This is a genomic window from Lonsdalea quercina subsp. quercina (assembly GCF_000688655.1).
Taxonomy (GTDB): Bacteria; Pseudomonadota; Gammaproteobacteria; order Enterobacterales; family Enterobacteriaceae; genus Lonsdalea; species Lonsdalea quercina.
In genome coordinates, this window is record NZ_JIBO01000003.1 from 87,690 (window position 1) to 106,081 (window position 18,392).

At 58.7% G+C, this 18,392-nt stretch carries 13 protein-coding genes and 1 pseudogene; 9 read left to right on the forward strand and 5 right to left on the reverse strand.

All coding sequences use genetic code 11. The annotated features are described in order from the left end of the window. The first annotated feature begins 2 nt into the window (after positions 1-2). Entirely contained in the window at positions 3-911 is a 909-nt protein-coding gene (fhuD, locus tag RZ35_RS02570) for a Fe(3+)-hydroxamate ABC transporter substrate-binding protein FhuD (RefSeq protein WP_026741895.1), read from the forward strand. Continuing rightward, positions 908-2,896, forward strand: coding sequence for a Fe(3+)-hydroxamate ABC transporter permease FhuB (fhuB, locus tag RZ35_RS02575; RefSeq protein WP_394296472.1), 1,989 nt, complete (start codon positions 908-910; stop codon positions 2,894-2,896). Before fhuD ends, fhuB begins: the two co-directional genes overlap by 4 nt. A 37-nt stretch (positions 2,897-2,933) precedes the next feature. Here fhuB and hemL read toward each other — a convergent pair whose 3' ends face one another. Continuing rightward, complete coding sequence (gene hemL, locus RZ35_RS02580; RefSeq protein ID WP_026741897.1) at positions 2,934-4,214, reverse strand: glutamate-1-semialdehyde 2,1-aminomutase; 1,281 nt, start codon at positions 4,212-4,214, stop codon at positions 2,934-2,936. A 308-nt stretch (positions 4,215-4,522) separates the two neighbouring features. Between hemL and erpA the strand changes: the two genes are divergently transcribed. Then, positions 4,523-4,867, forward strand: a complete 345-nt coding sequence (gene erpA, locus RZ35_RS02585; protein ID WP_026741189.1) for an iron-sulfur cluster insertion protein ErpA — start codon at positions 4,523-4,525, stop codon at positions 4,865-4,867. A gap of 127 nt (positions 4,868-4,994) precedes the next feature. Here erpA and mtnN read toward each other — a convergent pair whose 3' ends face one another. Beyond that, positions 4,995-5,696, reverse strand: a complete 702-nt coding sequence (gene mtnN, locus RZ35_RS02590; RefSeq protein WP_026741898.1) for a 5'-methylthioadenosine/S-adenosylhomocysteine nucleosidase — start codon at positions 5,694-5,696, stop codon at positions 4,995-4,997. A 159-nt stretch (positions 5,697-5,855) separates the two neighbouring features. Here mtnN and dgt point away from each other — a divergent pair, with 159 nt between their 5' ends. The 6 genes from dgt to RZ35_RS02620 all read left to right on the forward strand — a co-directional run bounded on the left by dgt (position 5,856) and on the right by RZ35_RS02620 (position 13,112). Continuing rightward, the gene (gene dgt, locus RZ35_RS02595) at positions 5,856-7,370 is read left to right on the forward strand and encodes a dGTPase (RefSeq protein WP_026741899.1); all 1,515 of its coding nucleotides are present in this window, start codon (positions 5,856-5,858) and stop codon (positions 7,368-7,370) included. A gap of 169 nt (positions 7,371-7,539) precedes the next feature. After that, a complete protein-coding gene (gene degP / locus RZ35_RS02600; RefSeq protein WP_026741900.1) occupies positions 7,540-8,991 on the forward strand; it encodes a serine endoprotease DegP in 1,452 nt (483 codons plus the stop codon). 327 nt (positions 8,992-9,318) lie between these two features. Continuing rightward, positions 9,319-10,329, forward strand: coding sequence for a sulfate ABC transporter substrate-binding protein (locus RZ35_RS02605; protein WP_026741901.1), 1,011 nt, complete (start codon positions 9,319-9,321; stop codon positions 10,327-10,329). Between the two features lie 97 nt (positions 10,330-10,426). Further along, positions 10,427-11,239: a sulfate ABC transporter permease subunit CysT gene (gene cysT / locus RZ35_RS02610; RefSeq protein ID WP_026741902.1), complete on the forward strand. Its 813-nt coding sequence runs from the start codon at positions 10,427-10,429 to the stop codon at positions 11,237-11,239. A gap of 9 nt (positions 11,240-11,248) precedes the next feature. Beyond that, complete coding sequence (gene cysW / locus RZ35_RS02615; RefSeq protein WP_099049232.1) at positions 11,249-12,130, forward strand: sulfate ABC transporter permease subunit CysW; 882 nt, start codon at positions 11,249-11,251, stop codon at positions 12,128-12,130. Further along, complete coding sequence (locus RZ35_RS02620) at positions 12,120-13,112, forward strand: sulfate/molybdate ABC transporter ATP-binding protein (protein ID WP_026741904.1); 993 nt, start codon at positions 12,120-12,122, stop codon at positions 13,110-13,112. Before cysW ends, RZ35_RS02620 begins: the two co-directional genes overlap by 11 nt. 1,628 nt (positions 13,113-14,740) lie before the next feature. Here RZ35_RS02620 and RZ35_RS02625 read toward each other — a convergent pair. From RZ35_RS02625 to RZ35_RS02640, 3 genes and pseudogenes are all read right to left on the reverse strand, one after another. Beyond that, a complete protein-coding gene (locus RZ35_RS02625; protein ID WP_026741905.1) occupies positions 14,741-15,130 on the reverse strand; it encodes a Mor transcription activator family protein in 390 nt (129 codons plus the stop codon). A gap of 392 nt (positions 15,131-15,522) precedes the next feature. Beyond that, positions 15,523-16,425: pseudogene (locus RZ35_RS02635) on the reverse strand (ExeA family protein); the annotation flags it as partial. 198 nt (positions 16,426-16,623) lie between these two features. Next, complete coding sequence (locus RZ35_RS02640) at positions 16,624-18,384, reverse strand: DDE-type integrase/transposase/recombinase (protein WP_026741908.1); 1,761 nt, start codon at positions 18,382-18,384, stop codon at positions 16,624-16,626. Positions 18,385-18,392 lie beyond the last annotated feature (8 nt).

Here is an 18,392-nt window from a genome sequence, read left to right on the forward strand (position 1 = left end):
CGATGACACCTTCCACCGGACTTTTTTCCAGCGGACTTTCTCGCCGCCGACTGCTGACCGCTTTGCTGCTGTCGCCCTGCGCATATGCGCTACGGGGCCGGGCCGCGGTCAGCGATGTGCGGCGCATCGTGGCGCTGGAGTGGCAGCCGTTGGAACTGCTGATGGCGCTGGGCGTCACTCCGCTGGGCATCGCAGATAAANATAACTACCAACGATGGGTAAAATCGCCGACGTTACCGGACAGTGTGGTGGACGTGGGGCTTCGCACCGAACCCAATCTGGAGCTGTTGACGCAACTGCGGCCGTCCCTGTTGCTGTATGCCGATGGCTTTGGTCCCGCGCCAGCGCAGATGGCCCGCATCGCGCCGTGCATGGGCTTTTCATTTATTCACGGTGACGACGGCCCGCTGGAAAGCGCCCGGCGTTCGCTGCGGGCGCTGGGCGATCGCCTGGATCTGCGCCCGGCGGCGGAGCAGCATCTGGCGTTGTTCAGTCGTTTCATGGCGCAGGCGCGGATTAACTTGCATGCTTATACCCGTCGGCCTTTACTGCTGTTTACCGTGATGGATGCGCGCCATGTTCTGATCCTTGGCCGTAACAGCCTGTTTCAGTCGATAATGGATGAACTCGGTATCGACAATGCCTGGGAGGGGGAAACCAATGCCTGGGGCAGCATTATCGTGGGCATGGAACGGCTGGCGACGTTGAGCGCTGAAACGGAAGCGATGTGTTTTGATCACGGCAATAGCGCGTTAATGGAAGAGGTTGAAGCCAATCCGCTGTGGCAAGCGCTGCCGTTCGTGCGTCACCATCGCTGGCGGCGGGTGGAGCCGGTCTGGTTTTACGGCGGCACGCTTTCCGCCATGCGTTTTTGCGAGACGCTGGCTGACGCGCGGGAGGCGTCGCGATGATGTCGACATTTTCCCGGCGTTTTACCGTCTTGGTGGTCGGTGCGCTGACGTTGCTGATGTTGGCGATCACGCTGAGCCAACTGAATCGACAACTGCCGTTCGCCCTCTGGCGACAAGGCATTGCCGCTCCCTCGCAGGACGATATCCGACAACTGCTATTTCACTACAGTCAGCTGCCGCGTTTGGTGTTGTCTCTGCTGATTGGCGCGGGATTAGGGCTGGTCGGCGTGCTGTTTCAACAAGTGCTGCGCAATCCATTGGCGGAGCCTGCCACGTTGGGCGTCGCCAGCGGCGCGCAGCTCGGTATTACCGTCGCGACGCTGTGGGCGCTGCCGGGCGGGGCCATGACTTCGCAACTGGCGGCGATGTTGGGCGCATTGCTGGTGGGAGCGCTGGTGTTCGGCGTCGCCTGGGGACGGCGCTTATCGCCGGTGACGCTGATCCTCGCAGGTCTGGTGCTGAGCCTGTACTGCGGCGCGGTCAATCACCTGCTGGCCTTGCTGCATTTTGACCAACTGACCAACCTGTTTTTGTGGAGCAGCGGCTCGTTGAACCAGCAGGACTGGCGCAACGTGTCGTTCGTACTGCCGCGTCTCATCCTGGGCTTTATCGCCGCCGGGCTGCTGGTGCGGCCGTTGACGCTGTTGGGGCTGGACGACGGCGTGGCGCGCAATTTAGGTCTTGGGCTGGGACTGGCGCGTTTCGGTACGCTGACGCTGGCGATCTTTCTGAGCGCCCAGTGGGTCAACGCCGCCGGCATGATCGGCTTCGTCGGCCTGTTCGCGCCGCTGCTGGCGAAAATGTTGGGCGCGCGTCGTCTCGGGCAGCGGCTGTGGCTGGCGCCGCTGCTGGGGGCGCTGCTGTTGTGCCTCACCGATCGGCTGACGCTCTGGCTGGCGGACGNCTGGCGCGAGGTGCCGACGGGGGCCGCGACGGCGCTGGTCGGCGCGCCGATGCTGCTGTGGCTGTTGCCGCGTTTGCGCAATAGCGTAACCGCTCCGGTCAATGACACGCCTGTCGCCGTGCGGCAACGTCGCCTTAGCCCGCTTTGGCTAACGGGCGGCGGCGTAGTGTTGGCGGCGGTGATCATCATAGCACTATGTCTCGGGCGGGACGCTCAGGGCTGGCAATGGGCCAGCGGCAATGTCTTTTCCGAACTCTTGCCGTGGCGATGGCCGCGTCTGGCGGCGGCGCTCTGTGCGGGCGTCATGCTGGCGGTTGNGGGATGCTTGATTCAGCGGTTAACGGGCAATCCGATGGCGAGTCCCGAAGTGCTGGGGATCAGCTCGGGCGCGGCGTTTGGCGTCGTTATTTTGATGTTGCTGTGGCCGAGCAATGCGCTGGCATGGCGTCTACCCGCAGGCAGTATCGGCGCCGCCCTGACGCTGACCGTGATGATGGCGGCGGCGGGCCGGGGCGGTTTTTCCACACAAAGATTATTACCGACCGGGATTGCGGTCGGCACGGCGCTGACCACACTGGTCACGTTACTGTTGGCAAGCGGCGATCCGCGCATGGGCGCCGTACTGACGTGGATCACTGGCTCCACATATGGCGTGGATGGCAAGCAGGTCATCTATACCGGCGCGTTGGCGTTAGCGGCGCTATTGTTGACGCCGCTCTGCCAACGTTGGTTACAGATCCTGCCGTTGGGCGGCGTGACCGCGAGGACGCTCGGCGTACCGGTCTCATTGGCCCGTCTGGCTATTCTGCTGCTGGCGGCGATGCTCACCGCTGGCGCGACATTGATCGTCGGACCCATGAGCTTCGTCGGGCTGATGGCGCCGCATCTCGCGCGTATGCTGGGATTCAATCGGGTGATGTCGCATATTGTCTGTGCGGCGGCGATAGGGGGCGGGCTGATGGCGGCGGCCGACTGGGCCGGGCGGATGTTGCTGTTTCCGTACCAGATCCCCGCCGGGCTGTTAGCGACGTTCATCGGCGCGCCGTACTTTATTTACCTGCTGAGGACGCAGGCGCGTTGAGCCTCAGAGCCGGATGCGTTCTGAGGCAGTAAACGTGTTACAGCAGTGAGAAGCACCGACGCGCGGCGGCGACGGTGCGATCGATATCCTGCTCGCTGTGCGCTATGGACATAAAGCCCGCTTCGAACGCGGACGGCGCCAGATAAACGCCCTCATCCAGCATCAGGTGGAAGAAGCGCTTGAAGCGTTCCACATCGCATTTCAGCACGTCCTGATAGCGGGTTACCGTTTCATCATCGGTGAAGAACAGACCAAACATGCCCCCGGCGCGGTTGATGACCAGCGGCACGTTTTCTGCCCGAGCCGCCTCCAGCAGCCCTTCCGCCAGCCGGTTCGTCAGCGCGGTTAACCGCGGATGGACGTCCGGTTTGGCGACTTCGGTCAGGCAGGCGACGCCCGCAGCCATGGCGATCGGGTTGCCGGACAGCGTACCCGCCTGATAGACCGGCCCGGTCGGAGCCAGCGCTTCCATCACGTCGCGGCGCCCACCGAATGCGCCGACAGGCATACCGCCGCCGATGATTTTCCCCAGGCAAGTCAGGTCCGGCTGCACGTCATAAAAAGCCTGCGCGCCGCCCAGCGCGACGCGGAAGCCGGTCATCACTTCGTCGATGATGAGCAGTGCGCCGAATTCGTCGCACAGATCGCGTAGTCCCGGCAGGAACGCCGGCAGCGGCGGAATGCAGTTCATGTTGCCTGCGACCGGTTCAACGATAATGGCGGCGATGTCTTCGGGGTATTGTTCGAAAGCGGCGCGTACCGAGTCCAGATCGTTATACGTGCAGGTCAGGGTATGGCGGGCGAAATCGGCGGGGACGCCGGGGGAGTTCGGCTGTCCCAGGGTCAGCGCGCCGGAGCCGGCTTTCACCAGCAGGCAGTCCGCATGGCCGTGATAACAGCCCTCGAACTTGATGATTTTATCGCGGCCGGTAAAACCGCGGGCCAGACGAATGGCGCTCATCGTGGCTTCCGTTCCGGAGTTGACCATGCGCACCATGTCCATGCCTTTCATTAGCGAGGTCACGAGATTCGCCATCGTCACTTCCATTTCGGTGGGCGCGCCAAAGCTCAGTCCGCGCTCCGCGGCGGCGATCACCGCATCGCGAATAGCCGGATGGTTGTGGCCCAGCACCATCGGTCCCCAGGAACCGACGTAGTCGATATACGCCTTGCCATCCGCATCATAGATATAGGCGCCCTCGGCGCGTTCGATAAACAGCGGCGTGCCGCCGACGCCGTTAAATGCCCGTACCGGCGAGTTCACGCCGCCCGGTATGACCTGCTGCGCGGCCGCGTACAGACTTTCAGATTTATTCATTACAGATTCCTGACTGGGGATTGATGTCACAGAGTATGCCCTCATTCTAATGAAGAGAGGGCGGTTGTGAAATCCTTGTGACCAAGATGGGAGGGCAATGTAGGCGAACGACGTTGTTTTGGCGCGGTAAAAGGCCGATAATCGTCGCCACTACCTGCCGAATCACATGCCTGCCTGAGCGCGGCGTCATTCACTGCCGCCCCGCCGCGAACCGATCGTCTCTTGAACGTTGTCGGGGGCTATTAGATAATCGAAGCATCACCGGGTTGGATAACCACCGCCCGATACTGAGTTTGGGAGTACGAAAGATGAGCGACGTAACAGCACTGCCGCTGCAATTCACTGATGCCGCGGCCAATAAGGTGAAATTCCTGATTGCTGACGAAGAAAATCCCGATCTGAAACTGCGGGTGTACATCACCGGCGGCGGCTGCAGCGGTTTCCAATACGGCTTTACGTTTGACGACAAGGTCAACGAGGGCGATATGATGATTGAGAAGCAGGGCGTGTCGCTGGTGGTGGACCCGATGAGCCTGCAATATCTGGTCGGCGGTTCGGTGGACTATACCGAAGGGCTGGAAGGCTCGCGCTTCGTGGTCACCAACCCGAATGCCAAAACTACCTGCGGCTGCGGTTCTTCTTTCAGCATCTGATCCTCAAGCTCAGCCACGCCTGGTGGCGTTTATTAATAAACCCGTGCTCAGCGTGGCTGCCGCACGGGTTTTTTTGTTTATGCGCGCTGCATACACTCGTCAGCGAATGCAGCGGCGAGCAGGCGAATCAGCCCTGTTGGCCCAGCGACTGTACGAGGGCTTCCACCATCAGCGTAGACTGCTTGGCCGCCACGCTCAGGAATTCATCGAAGCTCAGGTGAGAGGCCTGATCCGCCACGTCGGAAATGGCGCGCACGACGACGAAAGGCACGCCGAACTGGTGGCACACGTGGCCGATAGCCGTGGCTTCCATCTCTACGGCCACAGCCTGCGGGAAGGTATTACGGATGCGGGCCAGCGGTTCCGCGCCGTTGATAAATGCATCGCCGCTGACGACCAGACCGCGTACCGCATTAAGCGCCAGCTTGGCGATAGCCTGTTCAGCCTGAACGATCAGGTTTTCGTCCGCGACAAAAGCGGCGGGGCAGCCCGCCATTTGGCCGGCTTCATAACCGAACGCGGTGACGNCGGCGTCGTGGTAGCGAACTTCGCTGGATACCACGATATCGCCCACTTTCAGGCTGGAAGCCAAACCACCGGCCGAACCGGTATTGATCACAACGTCTGGACGGCAGTGTTCCAGCAGCAGCGTCGTACCCAGCGCCGCCGCGACTTTACCGATCCCAGACTTCAGCAGCGCCACGTCCACGCCGTGCAGCTGTCCGGTGTAAATTTCACAGCCCGCGCGCTGTATGGTTTGGCGATTCTGGATCTGATCCCGCAGCAGGATAACTTCTTGCTCCATTGCGCCGATGATGCCAACTTTCATAGGATTCCCCACAAGTTTTGCTCGAATTAACAGGTGTATCGTGGCCGGTAGTCTATCATGGCCGGTATGATAGCGAGAGCACGCGAACAAAACGCCTTAACCGTTGTATCGCCCGGTCGGGCATGCTATCACCGGTCAGGGCCAGAAACGGAGAACAGCATGTCCGACATCGATTTTGCCAAGAAAATCAGCTATCAACGGGCGTTGAGCAAGCCTAAAGACAAGAAGGATGAGTATGGCGTCATCCGGGAGTTTGAGAGCGATCGCGGCCGTATTATTAACTCCGCCGCCATTCGTCGGCTGCAACAGAAGACGCAGGTGTTTCCGCTGGAGAGAAATGCGGCCGTGCGCTCCCGTCTGACGCACTCGATGGAAGTGCAGCAGATTGGCCGCTACATCGCTAAAAACATTATTGATAGCCTGAGGCGCCAGGGGAAGCTGGATACCTGCGGGCTAAGCCACTATGAAATCCCATTTGAAAGCATGGTGGAAATGGCCTGCCTGATGCATGACATCGGCAATCCGCCGTTCGGCCATTTCGGCGAGTCTGCGCTGAAAAACTGGTTTTCCACGCAGATGGATGCCGAGTTCTGCACGCAATCGAACAAGCGGGAAGACGCTTGTCAGGTTGCCTGTTTGACGCTGAAGGAGGGGGAGGGCGCGCTGAACGAACTCCGCTGCCGTATTCGTCAGGATCTGAGTCAGTTTGAGGGCAATGCCCAGGCGGTGCGGATGGTGCATACGCTGTTGAAACTGAATCTGACCTATTCGCAAGTTGCCTGCATCCTCAAATACACCAAGCCCGCCTACTGGGTCGCTGAGCTGCCAGCTGACTATGACTACCTGATGAAAAAACCGGGGTTTTATCTGTCAGAAGAGGCATTCGTGAGTCAGCTCCGACGTGAGCTGGACATGCAAGAGTTCCATCGTTTTCCGCTGACCTACATTATGGAAGCGGCGGACGATATCTCGTATTGCATTGCCGATCTGGAAGATGCCGTGGAGAAAAAACTGTTCTCTATCGAGCGCCTCTATCAACTGCTTGAAGAGGCCTGGGGCGAGATTGAACCGGGCGACTTATTTACGGAAACGGNTGGGAAGGCGTTCGAGTCCCGTGAGTATCATCGTTGGCGCAGCAGCGACGACCAATTCTTCATGAATTTGCGGGTCAACACCGTTGGGCGCCTGGTGCCCCATGCGTCGAAACGTTTTATCAAACATCTGCCCGACATTTTCAACGGCGCATTCAATCAGGCCCTGCTGGAAGATGACAGTCCGCAGAACCGCCTCTTGAAAAGCTTTAAGCGCGTGGCGTTCAAACACGTCTTTAATCATCACGAAGTCGAACAGCTGGAATTACAGGGAAGCCGGGTGATGCGCGGTTTGCTCGATATCTATCATCCACTGCTGAAAATGCCGTCGGCCGATTTCAGAACGCTGGTGGAGGAGGAGTTTCATCGCGACTATCCTATTGAGACTCGCCTTTATCATAAGCTGTCGCGCAAGCACTGTCTGGCTTATCGAGAGGCTGTGGCGTCCTTGGAGAAGAAACCGGCAGAGCAGCAGGAGTGCCTGGAGTTTTACTATCGCGGTCGCCTGATTCAAGACTATATCAGCGGCATGACCGACCTTTACGCCTACGACGAATATCGCAGGCTGATGGCGGCCGAGTAAACGAGGGGCCATACGCCCTAGGCGTCCATTTTGTAAACAAAGACAATATTTCCTTACGTTTCACAGGATTGCGCAGAGGAACTTCCCCTGCGCTTCGTTATCTTATCTTCACGACCACAGCAAAAAGGCCGTAAAATTTGCGTGTTGATTGACTATGAGACCTATTCCTATGAAAAGAAAATTATTGGTTCTGAGTGCATTGACGTTAAGCCTGGCAATGGCAACAGGGACGGTTCCGGCAATAGCGGCGGAATCGGTCTCTTCCTCTAGCCAACAGCTTCCCAGTCTGGCGCCGATGCTTGAAAAAGTCATGCCTTCGGTCGTCAATATCTCCGTCCAGGGACATGCGCCAGTCAGCCGGACGGGCAGCACCGGTGGCATTCCTCCTCAGTTGCAACCGTTCTTTGGCGAAGATTCTCCGTTCTGTCAGGACGGTTCTCCGTTCCAGTCCTCGCCGATGTGTCAAGGCGGAGAGGATGACGGCAACGCTAATCCGCAGCAGCGCCAGCAGCAGACCTTCCAGGCGCTGGGCGCAGGCGTGATTATCAATGCGGCCAAAGGCTACGTGGTGACGAACAATCACGTGGTTGATAACGCCGACAAGATTCAGGTGCGTCTTAACGACGGCCGCAAATACGATGCGCGGGTCATCGGTAAGGATCCCCGCTCCGATATCGCGGTGGTGCAGATCAAAGACGCCCGCAATCTGACCGCGCTGAAAATGGCGGACTCCGATCAACTGCGCGTCGGCGACTATGCCGTGGCGATCGGCAATCCTTACGGTCTGGGCGAAACGGCGACCTCCGGGATCATTTCCGCGCTGGGCCGCAGCGGGCTGAATATCGAAAACTATGAAGATTTTATCCAGACGGATGCCGCCATCAACCGTGGGAACTCCGGCGGCGCGCTGGTCAATCTCAACGGCGAGCTGATCGGACTGAATACGGCGATACTGGCGCCGGACGGCGGCAACATCGGCATCGGTTTCGCCATCCCTAGCAATATGGTGAAAAATCTGGTGAATCAGATCGTTGAGTTCGGCGAAGTGAAACGCGGCGAACTAGGCATCGTCGGTACGGAGTTGAACTCTGAGCTGGCGCAGGCGATGAAGATCGACGCTCAGCGCGGGGCATTCGTCAGCCAGGTTCAGCCGAAATCGGCCGCGGCAGCCGCCGGGATCAAGGCGGGCGACGTCATTGTGTCGCTGAACGGTAAAACGGTCAGCAGCTTCGCGGCGTTGCGCGCCCAGGTGGGATCCCTGCCTGCCGGCACCAAGCTCACACTAGGCCTGCTTCGCGACGGTAAACCGGTTTCCGTGGATGTCTCGTTGCAGCAAAGCAGTCAGGCCCAGGTGGCCGCGGGTAATTTGAACTCCGGCATTGAAGGCGCTGAACTGAGCAATACGCAGTTGGACGGAAAGAAAGGCGTGAAGGTAGAGAAGGTGAAACCGGGTTCCGCCGCCGCGCGCATCGGCTTGAAACCGGGCGATGTCATCCTTGGCGTGAATCAGCAGGCCGTGGCTAATATCGGCGAATTGCGCAAGATTCTGGACAGCAAACCGCCTGTTCTGGCGTTGAATATCCGCCGTGGCGACAGCAGTTTGTATCTGCTACTGCAGTAATCTAACCTGGCCGGCGTCGTTATCGGCGCCGGTTTTCACCCCGTAAATTTTCGCGCGCGGCCTTCAAAATCTAAAACCCCAAAAATTGTGCGAAGAATATAACGGGATAGCATAAATTATCGCGAAACAGTATTTTTGCCGCCCTCCCATATCCTCTATTGTCCAGTCTTACCACCTGCCTGATAACACATTGAGCCTATCGCTATTTACGGCTCTGGCGATGTCTTCCTCAGATTATCGCAACGATAGACACTATCAGGAAGGGCCATTATTAGCCCGGTTGCCTGCGGGTATCGAACTGAATGACTTCTTGAGGGAGTGATATCTATGTCAAAGCGTCGTCTGGGGCTGTCGTTGGCTGCCGCAACCCTGTTGTTTTCAGGCGTTGCCTCTGCTGCAACAGAACTGCTGAACGTGTCATACGACCCCACGCGGGAGTTCTATCAAGAGTACAACGCCGCTTTCAGCAAGCACTGGAAGGCGACCACGGGTGAAGATATCTCTATAAAGAATTCTCACGGCGGCTCCGGCAAGCAGGCTCGTTCGGTTATCGACGGTCTCCAGGCGGATGTCGTCACGCTGGCCTTGGCGGGCGATATCGATGCGCTCAATCTGAACAAAAAGCTGATCGACCCGAATTGGCAGGCGCGCTTGCCGGATAACAGCACGCCCTATACCTCTACCATCGTGTTCCTGGTGCGTAAAGGAAACCCCAAACAGATCAAGGATTGGGGAGACCTGATCAAACCCGGCGTGCAGGTGATTACGCCTAACCCGAAAACCTCCGGCGGCGCGCGTTGGAACTTCCTGGCCGCCTGGGCTTATGCCAGGCATTTACCGGGTGGAACCGATGAAAGCGCGCTGAAATTCGTCACTGAACTCTATCGCCATGCGCCGGTATTGGATACCGGTGCGCGTGGCTCGACCGTCAGCTTTGTACAGCGGCAACTCGGCGATGTGCTGATCGCCTGGGAAAACGAAGCCTATCTGTCTTTAAAAGAGCAGGGCGGTGAAAATCTGGAGATCGTGACTCCGTCGCTTTCCATATTGGCTGAGCCGCCGGTGGCCGTTGTCGACAATGTGGTCGAAAGAAAAGGGACGAAGAAGCAGGCTGAAGCGTATCTGAACTACCTTTATAGCGATGAAGGGCAACGTATTATCGCCAAAAACTTCTACCGTCCGCGCAACGAAAAAATCGCGGAGGAGTTCAAGAGCCAGTTCGCGCCGGTGAAACTGGTGACGATAGACGGCGACTTTGGCGGCTGGAAGCAAGCGCAACCCAAGTTCTTCGCTGATGGCGGAATATTCGACGGCATCTTTGAAAAAATTAATCAGTAAGGTATCTCATGATCTAAACCGTCCCGATGCGGGATGGTTTTGTCACGCAGGGACGCGGGAGNCCTTTGTGGTCTGGTAGATAAAAGAAAGGCTTGTTATGTCGCGACGTGCTTCGCCGGTGATGCCCGGTTTTGGATTGACGTTAGGTTTTAGCCTCACCTATCTGGGGCTGATTGTTTTAATCCCGCTGGCGGCGATGTTCCTCTACGCCAGCCAACTCACACTGACCCAGTTTTGGGATTTGATCACCAGCCGACAGGTGTTGTCCTCTGTACGGCTGTCGTTTTCCACGGCGCTGTCTGCCGCCTTGATCAATGGCATTATTGGCACGCTATTGGCCTGGGTGCTGGTGCGCTATACCTTCCCAGGACGCAAAATTATCGATGCCATGATCGATATGCCGTTTGCATTGCCTACCGCCGTGGCCGGTATTGCGCTGACGTCGCTTTATGCGCCAACGGGGCTGGTGGGCAGTTTGTTTCCCTTCAAAATCGCCTATAGCCCTTTGGGGATAACGCTGGCGCTGATTTTTGTCACGCTACCGTTCGTCGTGCGAACGGTACAACCGGTGCTGGCGGACATACCGAAGGAAGTAGAAGAGGCGGCGTCTTGTCTTGGCGCCAGACCGTTGCAGATATTCCGTCACGTACTGGTGCCCGCCATTCTGCCTGCCTGGTTGACCGGCTTCGCGCTGGCTTTCGCTCGCGGTGTGGGGGAGTACGGTTCCGTGGTGTTTATCGCCGGCAATATCCCGTTCAAAACGGAGATCATGCCGCTGCTGATCGTCTCCAAGCTGGACCAGTACGATTACAGAGGGGCGACGGGCATCGGCGTGTTCATGCTGATTCTGTCGTTCATTATGCTGTTGCTGATTAACTTGTTGCAGCGCCGAATTCAACCGAATCGCTAAGGGATGATGATGGATAACACAGTCTCCGTGTCTGACTCGACACGCTCTGTTTCCCGGCGGCCTGTGACTTATTACACCTTGGTCGGGCTTGCCTGGGGGGTCTTCGTGCTGGTGTTGGTGTTGCCGCTGGTCATGGTGGTGACGCAGGGGCTACACAATGGCGTGGGCGCCTTCTGGAATGCGATTTCCGAGCCTGACGCCGTGTCGGCGCTCAAGCTGACGCTGTTTGCCACCGTGATTTCCGTGCCGTTAAATATGATTTTCGGCCTGACGACGGCATGGTGTGTGACCAAGTTCGAGTTTCGCGGCAAGACGCTATTGCTGGCCTTGATCGACTTGCCGTTCTCAGTCTCTCCAGTAGTGACCGGTCTGGTCTATGTGCTGCTGTTTGGGGCGCAGAGTAAACTTTATCCGTTCTTGATGGAGCACGATTTGCAGGTGGTCTATGCGGTGCCGGGCATCGTATTGGCGACTATCTTCGTGACGCTACCGTATGTGGCGCGCGAGTTGATCCCGCTTATGGAGCAGCAGGGTTCGCAGGAAGAAGAGGCCGCACGTCTGTTGGGCGCGAATGGCTGGCAAATGTTCTGGAACATCACGTTGCCGAACGTGAAATGGGCGCTGATTTATGGCGTGGTGCTGTGTACGGCAAGAGCGATGGGGGAGTTCGGGGCGGTTTCCGTGGTGTCGGGACACATCCGCGGCATGACTAACACGCTGCCGCTGCACATCGAGATTCTCTATAACGAATACAACATTGTCGCGGCGTTTAGCGTGGCTATTCTGCTGCTGGTGATGTCGTTAGTGATACTGCTGCTGCGCCAGTGGAGCGAGGCACGATTGACGAAACAGTTAGAGCAACAACAGGAGCTGACCAAAAATGAGCATTGAAGTCCACAACGTTAACAAGCAATTTGGTCAGTTTCGGGCGCTGAATAACATCGATCTGTCCATTCAAAGCGGCGAGCTGGTGGCGCTGTTGGGGCCGTCGGGCTGTGGCAAGACGACCCTTCTGCGGATCATCGCCGGGCTAGAGCAGCCGGACAGCGGCAATATCGTGTTCCACGGCGAGGACGTTTCCGTACACGACGTACGCGATCGCAATGTGGGCTTCGTCTTTCAGCACTACGCCCTGTTCCGCCACATGACGGTCTTTGACAACGTTGCCTTTGGCCTGCGGATGAAACCGAAAGCGATACGTCCGTCCAAACGCGACATTGAAACCAAAGTGCATGAGTTGCTGAACATGGTGCAATTGGACTGGCTGGCGGATCGTTATCCAGAGCAGCTTTCCGGCGGCCAGCGCCAGCGTATTGCTCTTGCCCGAGCGCTGATTGTCGAGCCGCGCATCCTCCTGCTGGATGAACCTTTCGGGGCGCTGGATGCGAAAGTGCGTAAAGAGCTGCGTCGCTGGTTGTCTCGCCTGCACGAGAATATTAACTTGACGTCGGTGTTCGTGACTCACGATCAGGAAGAGGCGATGGAAGTGGCCGATCGAATTGTGTTGATGAACAAAGGGGTGATTGAACAGATTGGGACGCCGCATGAGGTCTACAACCATCCCGCCAGCGAATTTGTGTACCATTTCCTCGGCGACAGCAACCGCCTGACGTTGTCTGAATCCGACCAATCTATCTTGTTCCGTCCGCACGAAGTAGTGTTGTCGAAAGATCCGCAGCCGGACTACCAGCCTGTTGCCGTCAAAGATATCCGACCTTTGGGGGCGTTAACGCGTTTAACATTGCAGATTGAGGGGAATCCCGAGCTGATTGAAGCAGAAGTTGCGCACGACGACACTACGCTGGCCGGACTACATCGGGGCGACATTATTCAATTTAAACCCAAAACCTACAACCACGACTGGGAAATTTAAACTCCTTCGAATGACCCGGCGTCGATAAGCAAAGCCGGGTCATGACATTCCACAGACGCAGTCCAGTAGTAACCCAATAAATTATTACCTCCCTATTCAATTAACCTATTTATCAATCGCATTGAACCTCGCTGTTATTCTTTATCGCTGGCTTTTTGCTCTGGAGATATTTTTTATCTTTAACGAGCCTCGAAAAAATAATGTCTCAGCAATGTCCATTTTCTGTTCTTACACTATTTATTTTCTGCATGATATTTAGAGATATATCCTATTGATCCCCCCCAATATAATCCCCGTCCAAAGAGAGAGATAATGAGAGTTGAGAATGCGGGGGCAAGAATGGGAAACTCGGATGAGTGAAAAATATTTTGCTATGTGGAAAAAGAAATAAATTTGAATAATTATCCGCCCGAAAATGGAAAGATGAATTTTTTATTATTATTGATCGCTGGTCGATAATACGGACAGGCGAAAAATAACTCGGCTTTATTTTCTCTTTTTTTGACTAACTATTTCGTTAGCATTTTGTCGTTTTTTTGATAAAAGCGCGTTGCCAGTCTATTTTTGGGGTTCTTTATTTTTTTGTTGATTGGTTATTCAGCGTCGCCGAGGGAACTGGTCCTATCAGTATTTTTATTTTTTGTTCGCTGAGCGCCGGAGCAGGCTTAGTGCAAATAGAGAATAGCCATAAAGGGTGTGCGATCGAAGTGGGCGACCTTTATTCAGCGAATAGCCGTGAAGCAAAGCGCCGGATTATCCGGGAAATAAAGACTCGCGATGAATTGCAACAGGTCAGAGGACCGCGGAGTAGACTATCCGGCGGCAAGACTCCCGTGACGAACGGCCGGTGAGAGATCGGCAACCGCCGTCGTTTTTTGAGCGCGGTTTTGAGCGCCTCTGTCTGGGCGCCTCTGCTTTTTCAACCTTGTATTCTCCCTCTATTGCCGGGCCGCGGCGGCCTTTTGGGAATCCACCGCCGGTAAGCCTGTCAATCCGTGGCGTCTCCGCCTCATCTCCTCACGTTTTATCGTCCTGCGTTCTTCATGCAAATGTTCCTCCGGCCAGCGCCTCGGCGGGCCTTCGGCGCGGGAGTGTTGCCCTGGATCGCCTGCGATTTACCGTGATCAGCCGAGCCAGCGCAGTCGGGCCGGTTTAGACCTATCGCCAGCGTAGAGAAACGTGAGGGAAGTGGTTGGAAGCGGCCGCCATCCCCACGGGAACGCGCGCTTTCCGCTGACGCTGTGCGGCGGTTCCGCGTCCAATACCGACGCTTGGCCTTCAGTGCCGCTATGCGCTCAGTACACCCGCTTTGATGATCCCCATAGGCAGACTCCGGGGGGAGCGCTTGCCCCGTCAACGGGAGTTTCGTCTGCGATCAGACCAGACGCAGTGGCTGGCGGCGTTATCGTCTCACCTTTGCCTCAGACCTGGGGGATTTAGTGCGCCCCAACGGTGGTGAGATCGGTGGGCGTATTGACGTCACGCCGTTGCGGTGTGAAAGGGGGCGCGGAGTTGTGCAGCGGAGGCGGCGAGTGATACGTGAGGATATTTTGACGCGATTCAGGCGAGGCGTCTTGAGGGGACAAACCCCGCCCGGACGGCGGAGGCGTGCGGTCCGGGCGGGGAAATCAGTCGTCTTCGGTGCTGTCTCTGGCGGCGCCGCCTTCAAACAGCGAGCCTTGTATGCGCGCCTGTTCCTCTTTGCGGACGCGTTTGACGACGCTGTAGATCCACTGCAACGAAACGCCGTATTTACGGGCCAACTCGTGGTGGTTTTTGCCGTTGAAGTCGTTGAAGATCTCCTGGTCGCGCTGGCTGACTCTCCAGGCCATCCCCATCGGGAAGTAGACGTTTTGTCCGCCCCAGACCTGCATCATCCGGCTGGCGACGGCTTCGCCTATCTGGTCGGCGGTGCGGATGTCGATGTCCACGGCCTCGTGCAGAATGTTGGACGTGTGCTGAGCCAGCTCGACCAGCAGCTCTGGGCCTTTACTGCGAAAACTGTTGTTATTTGTCATGATGCATTCCTCTTCTTAATGTGAACGTTATTGATATCACTACGATTTTCCCCGTTAGCGGAGCGATGGCGACCGGCGCGGACGCCGGTCAATGTCTTATGGGCGGGCGCCTCCCGCGTCGTTCGNCGCCGCGGCGGTATCGTCGTCCAGCGGCGTGACGGTCGCCTCCGCCACCCGCACCCCCTGGTCTTCCAGCAGCATGACCAACTGGTCGTTGGCGGACTCGATCAGGTCCGGCAGCCCGGCGCCCAGCAGTTGAGTCATCAGCAGCGTCACCTGCTCTTCGTGGTCCTCCAGCTCCGCCGTGACGGCGCAAGACAGGTCCACCGCGCTCAGTCCGCGCGCCGCTGTTTCTTTTTTATGCGTGATGTTGATGATGATTTTGGCCATGATTAGAGTCCTTTAATGACGTCTGAATTGATGAGGGGGATGCCGATGCTGGCTGCCAGATTCATGGCGGCGATCATCAGGTTGCCGATAGCAAGGGGGTAAAGCAGGCTGACCGTCTGACGGCCGCCCGTGTGAAAGCTGAGTCGGGCGCGGAGCGCGTCCAGCGCGCCGTCATCAAGCACCTCGTCGAGCGTTTTGCCGACGCGGCCCAGCTTGAAGCTGAGAAAGTCCGCCAGCGTTCCGTCCAGCGGCTCAAGTTCGACCACTTCGCAGCGCTGCACCACTTCGCGCACCTCGGGGTTGCGTTCGCTGAGCTTCGACGCCAGCTCCGGCTGGCCGATCAGCACGATGGAGAGCAGTTTTTTGAAGCCGCTCTCCAGTTCGAAAAAGCGCTTGAGATGCTTGAGCGTGGGGATCGGCAGGCTGTGCGCTTCTTCGATGATCAGCACATGGCTGTAGCCGCTGCGGCGGCTATCGCGCAGCAACCGGTGCATCTGGCGGAAGCGAGCATCTTGCGTNCGTTTGATGCGTTCGAGCGGCGCCAGCGTGCTGATCACCGCCTCGGCGATGCCCGCGGCCTTCAGCGTTTTGCCTTTGACGTCGTTGTCTTCCATCGCCAGCGTGTACGGCTCGATGACGACGACCGGGGCGCGCTCGCGCTCCAGACGGTCAATCAGGTCGCGGCGCAGCGTGGACTTGCCCGCGCCGGACTCGCCGATCACCGCCAGAAAGCCGCCGTAGCATGCGGTCTGATGCAGCGCTTCGCGCACATATCGGATGTCGGGCGTGATGAACACGTCCTCGGGGCCTTGCAGTGCGTCTTCCGCAAACGGATCGCGGAACAGTCCGAACGCTTTGCGGGTCTCAGGGTGCAGCACCTGTTTTTTCAATAACATCCTTGCCTCCATAACGTGTGGCGATCGTGTCCTGACGGCGTGCCGTCGGGGCGACTTGCCGTCTCGCGTTGTCTCTGCGACGTGCCGTCACGCCGAAAAAAAGTTGAGCGTCCCCTGGGCGGCGCGATGTCGCGTCGCTCTGGGTCGGCGGGGAAGGCCGCTTAGGGAGTCGGCCCGGTCAGGTTGCGGCGCGGTTGCGCCGAGGGATCAAGGCCCGTTGACGAGGCGTGCGGGCGGCGTAAGCAGCTCGCCGGCCAGCGGCTCCAAGGCCTCGATGGGCACGCCGTCGGGAAAGCGGTTGGCAAGTTGGCGATAGTGCGCCGAGGTCCAGCTCTGCCCGTGGGCCAGGAAGCGCTCGCGCAGCATACGGGCGGCCTCGACGTGGCTCAGCGGTCGCTGCTCCACGCGCGGGGCGCGAACGGGAGACGGCTGGCCGCGCCGGGGCAGGTAGCTCGGCAATACGGCGTCGTCGATCTGCTTGTAAGGGTCGAGCCGTCCGCCGAACGGCAAGGCGTGGCGTCGGCGGGCATCGGCGGCGTCCGTCGCGTTGTCCGTCCCGGTGATGCGCCGCTCCAGCTCGGCTTTGGCCGTCTGCGCGGGCGTGGCGGCCTGCGCGCGGAAACGCTCGCCGATGACGGGCGCGGAGGCGGCGAAGCCGTAGGCGTCTTTCTCGACCTCTTCGACCTGCCAGTAGTGCTCGTAGCCGTCCTCGCCCATCATCACCACCTGCGCGCAGCGGCTGCGCCACGGGTTGCGGGTGATGCGCAGCGTCTGGCCGACCATGACGTCCGGCACCGACGACACGTCGTACTCCACGCCGCGGAACGAGACGCGCAGTTTCGGCGTCACTTTGCGGGTCTCCGGCGAGGAGACCGCCAGCTCGCGGCATACCTCGCGCGACGGCGCTTTCACCAGCTCGCTGTCGCTGATGTTCAGCCACGCGGCGGTGCGGGTCATTCCGGTGCGGCTGTGGACGGCGGTGGCGTTGAAGTGGCTGCGCCATTTGGCGGCCAGCGCGTTTAACTCCTCCAGGCTGTGGACCGGCTGGAACTTGAGGCCCGGCTCCAGCTTGCGTTCGATGATGTCGCGCGCTTTCTCGACCTGACCGGTGGCGCGGGCCGAGTGCGCTTTGTGGGCGATCAGCTCGATGCCGAGCGACTGGCATAGGTTGCGGGTCATGCTGGCGGTGTTGGCGGAGCCGGGGTCGAGGTAGAGGATTTTCGGCACGCCGTGCAGAACGTCGGCGCCGCCGCGCGCCTGCATTGCGTTGATCAGCACCGAGCACAGATTCTCGCCGGACTCCGCGCCCATCACGTATTCCACGTAGATCCAGCCGGTGGCGTGGTCGGTGATTTCGTAGCTCCATACCCGGTCGCTGGCGATGCGCGCCAGGTTGGCGGGCTTGTTTTTATAGAAGCGCGCGCTGTCCATCACCTGTAACCCTTTGCGGCCGTTGCTGAGGNAGTAGAGCGTGCACAGCGACGCGTCGATTTCCCAGACGTGGTTGGGGTGACGGCTCGCCAGTTCGGTGACCGGCGCGGGGGCGCTGAGCTGGTCAGGATGCAGGCCGTAGTTGCGCAGCGCGCGGCTCAGCGTGGAGGGGGACAGCGGGATGCACTCGCCGGTGGCCGGGTCCATGCGGCTGGCGNCGATCAGGCCGTTGGCGCGCAGGGTGTCCGCGGCGTCCGCAATCGCGTACAGGCGTTTGCCGTTTTTCCGCGTGGCTTCCATCAGCGTGGCGGCCAGCATGGCGGCTTCTTCGCGGGTCAGGGCGCTGTGGCCGGCGTCGCTGCGCTGCTTGCGAGGGCGGCGGGGCATCGCCACGGTCTTCAGCTTGCGCAGCAATGTTCCGCGGGACATCCCCAGTTCGGCGCACGCGGCGTCGTAGATCGGACCGCGGCGGCCATGTCCGGCTTCGCGCGCGGCGCGGGCGACGGCGACCAGTTTTTCCGTCAGGGCGGCGTTCATCATCACTC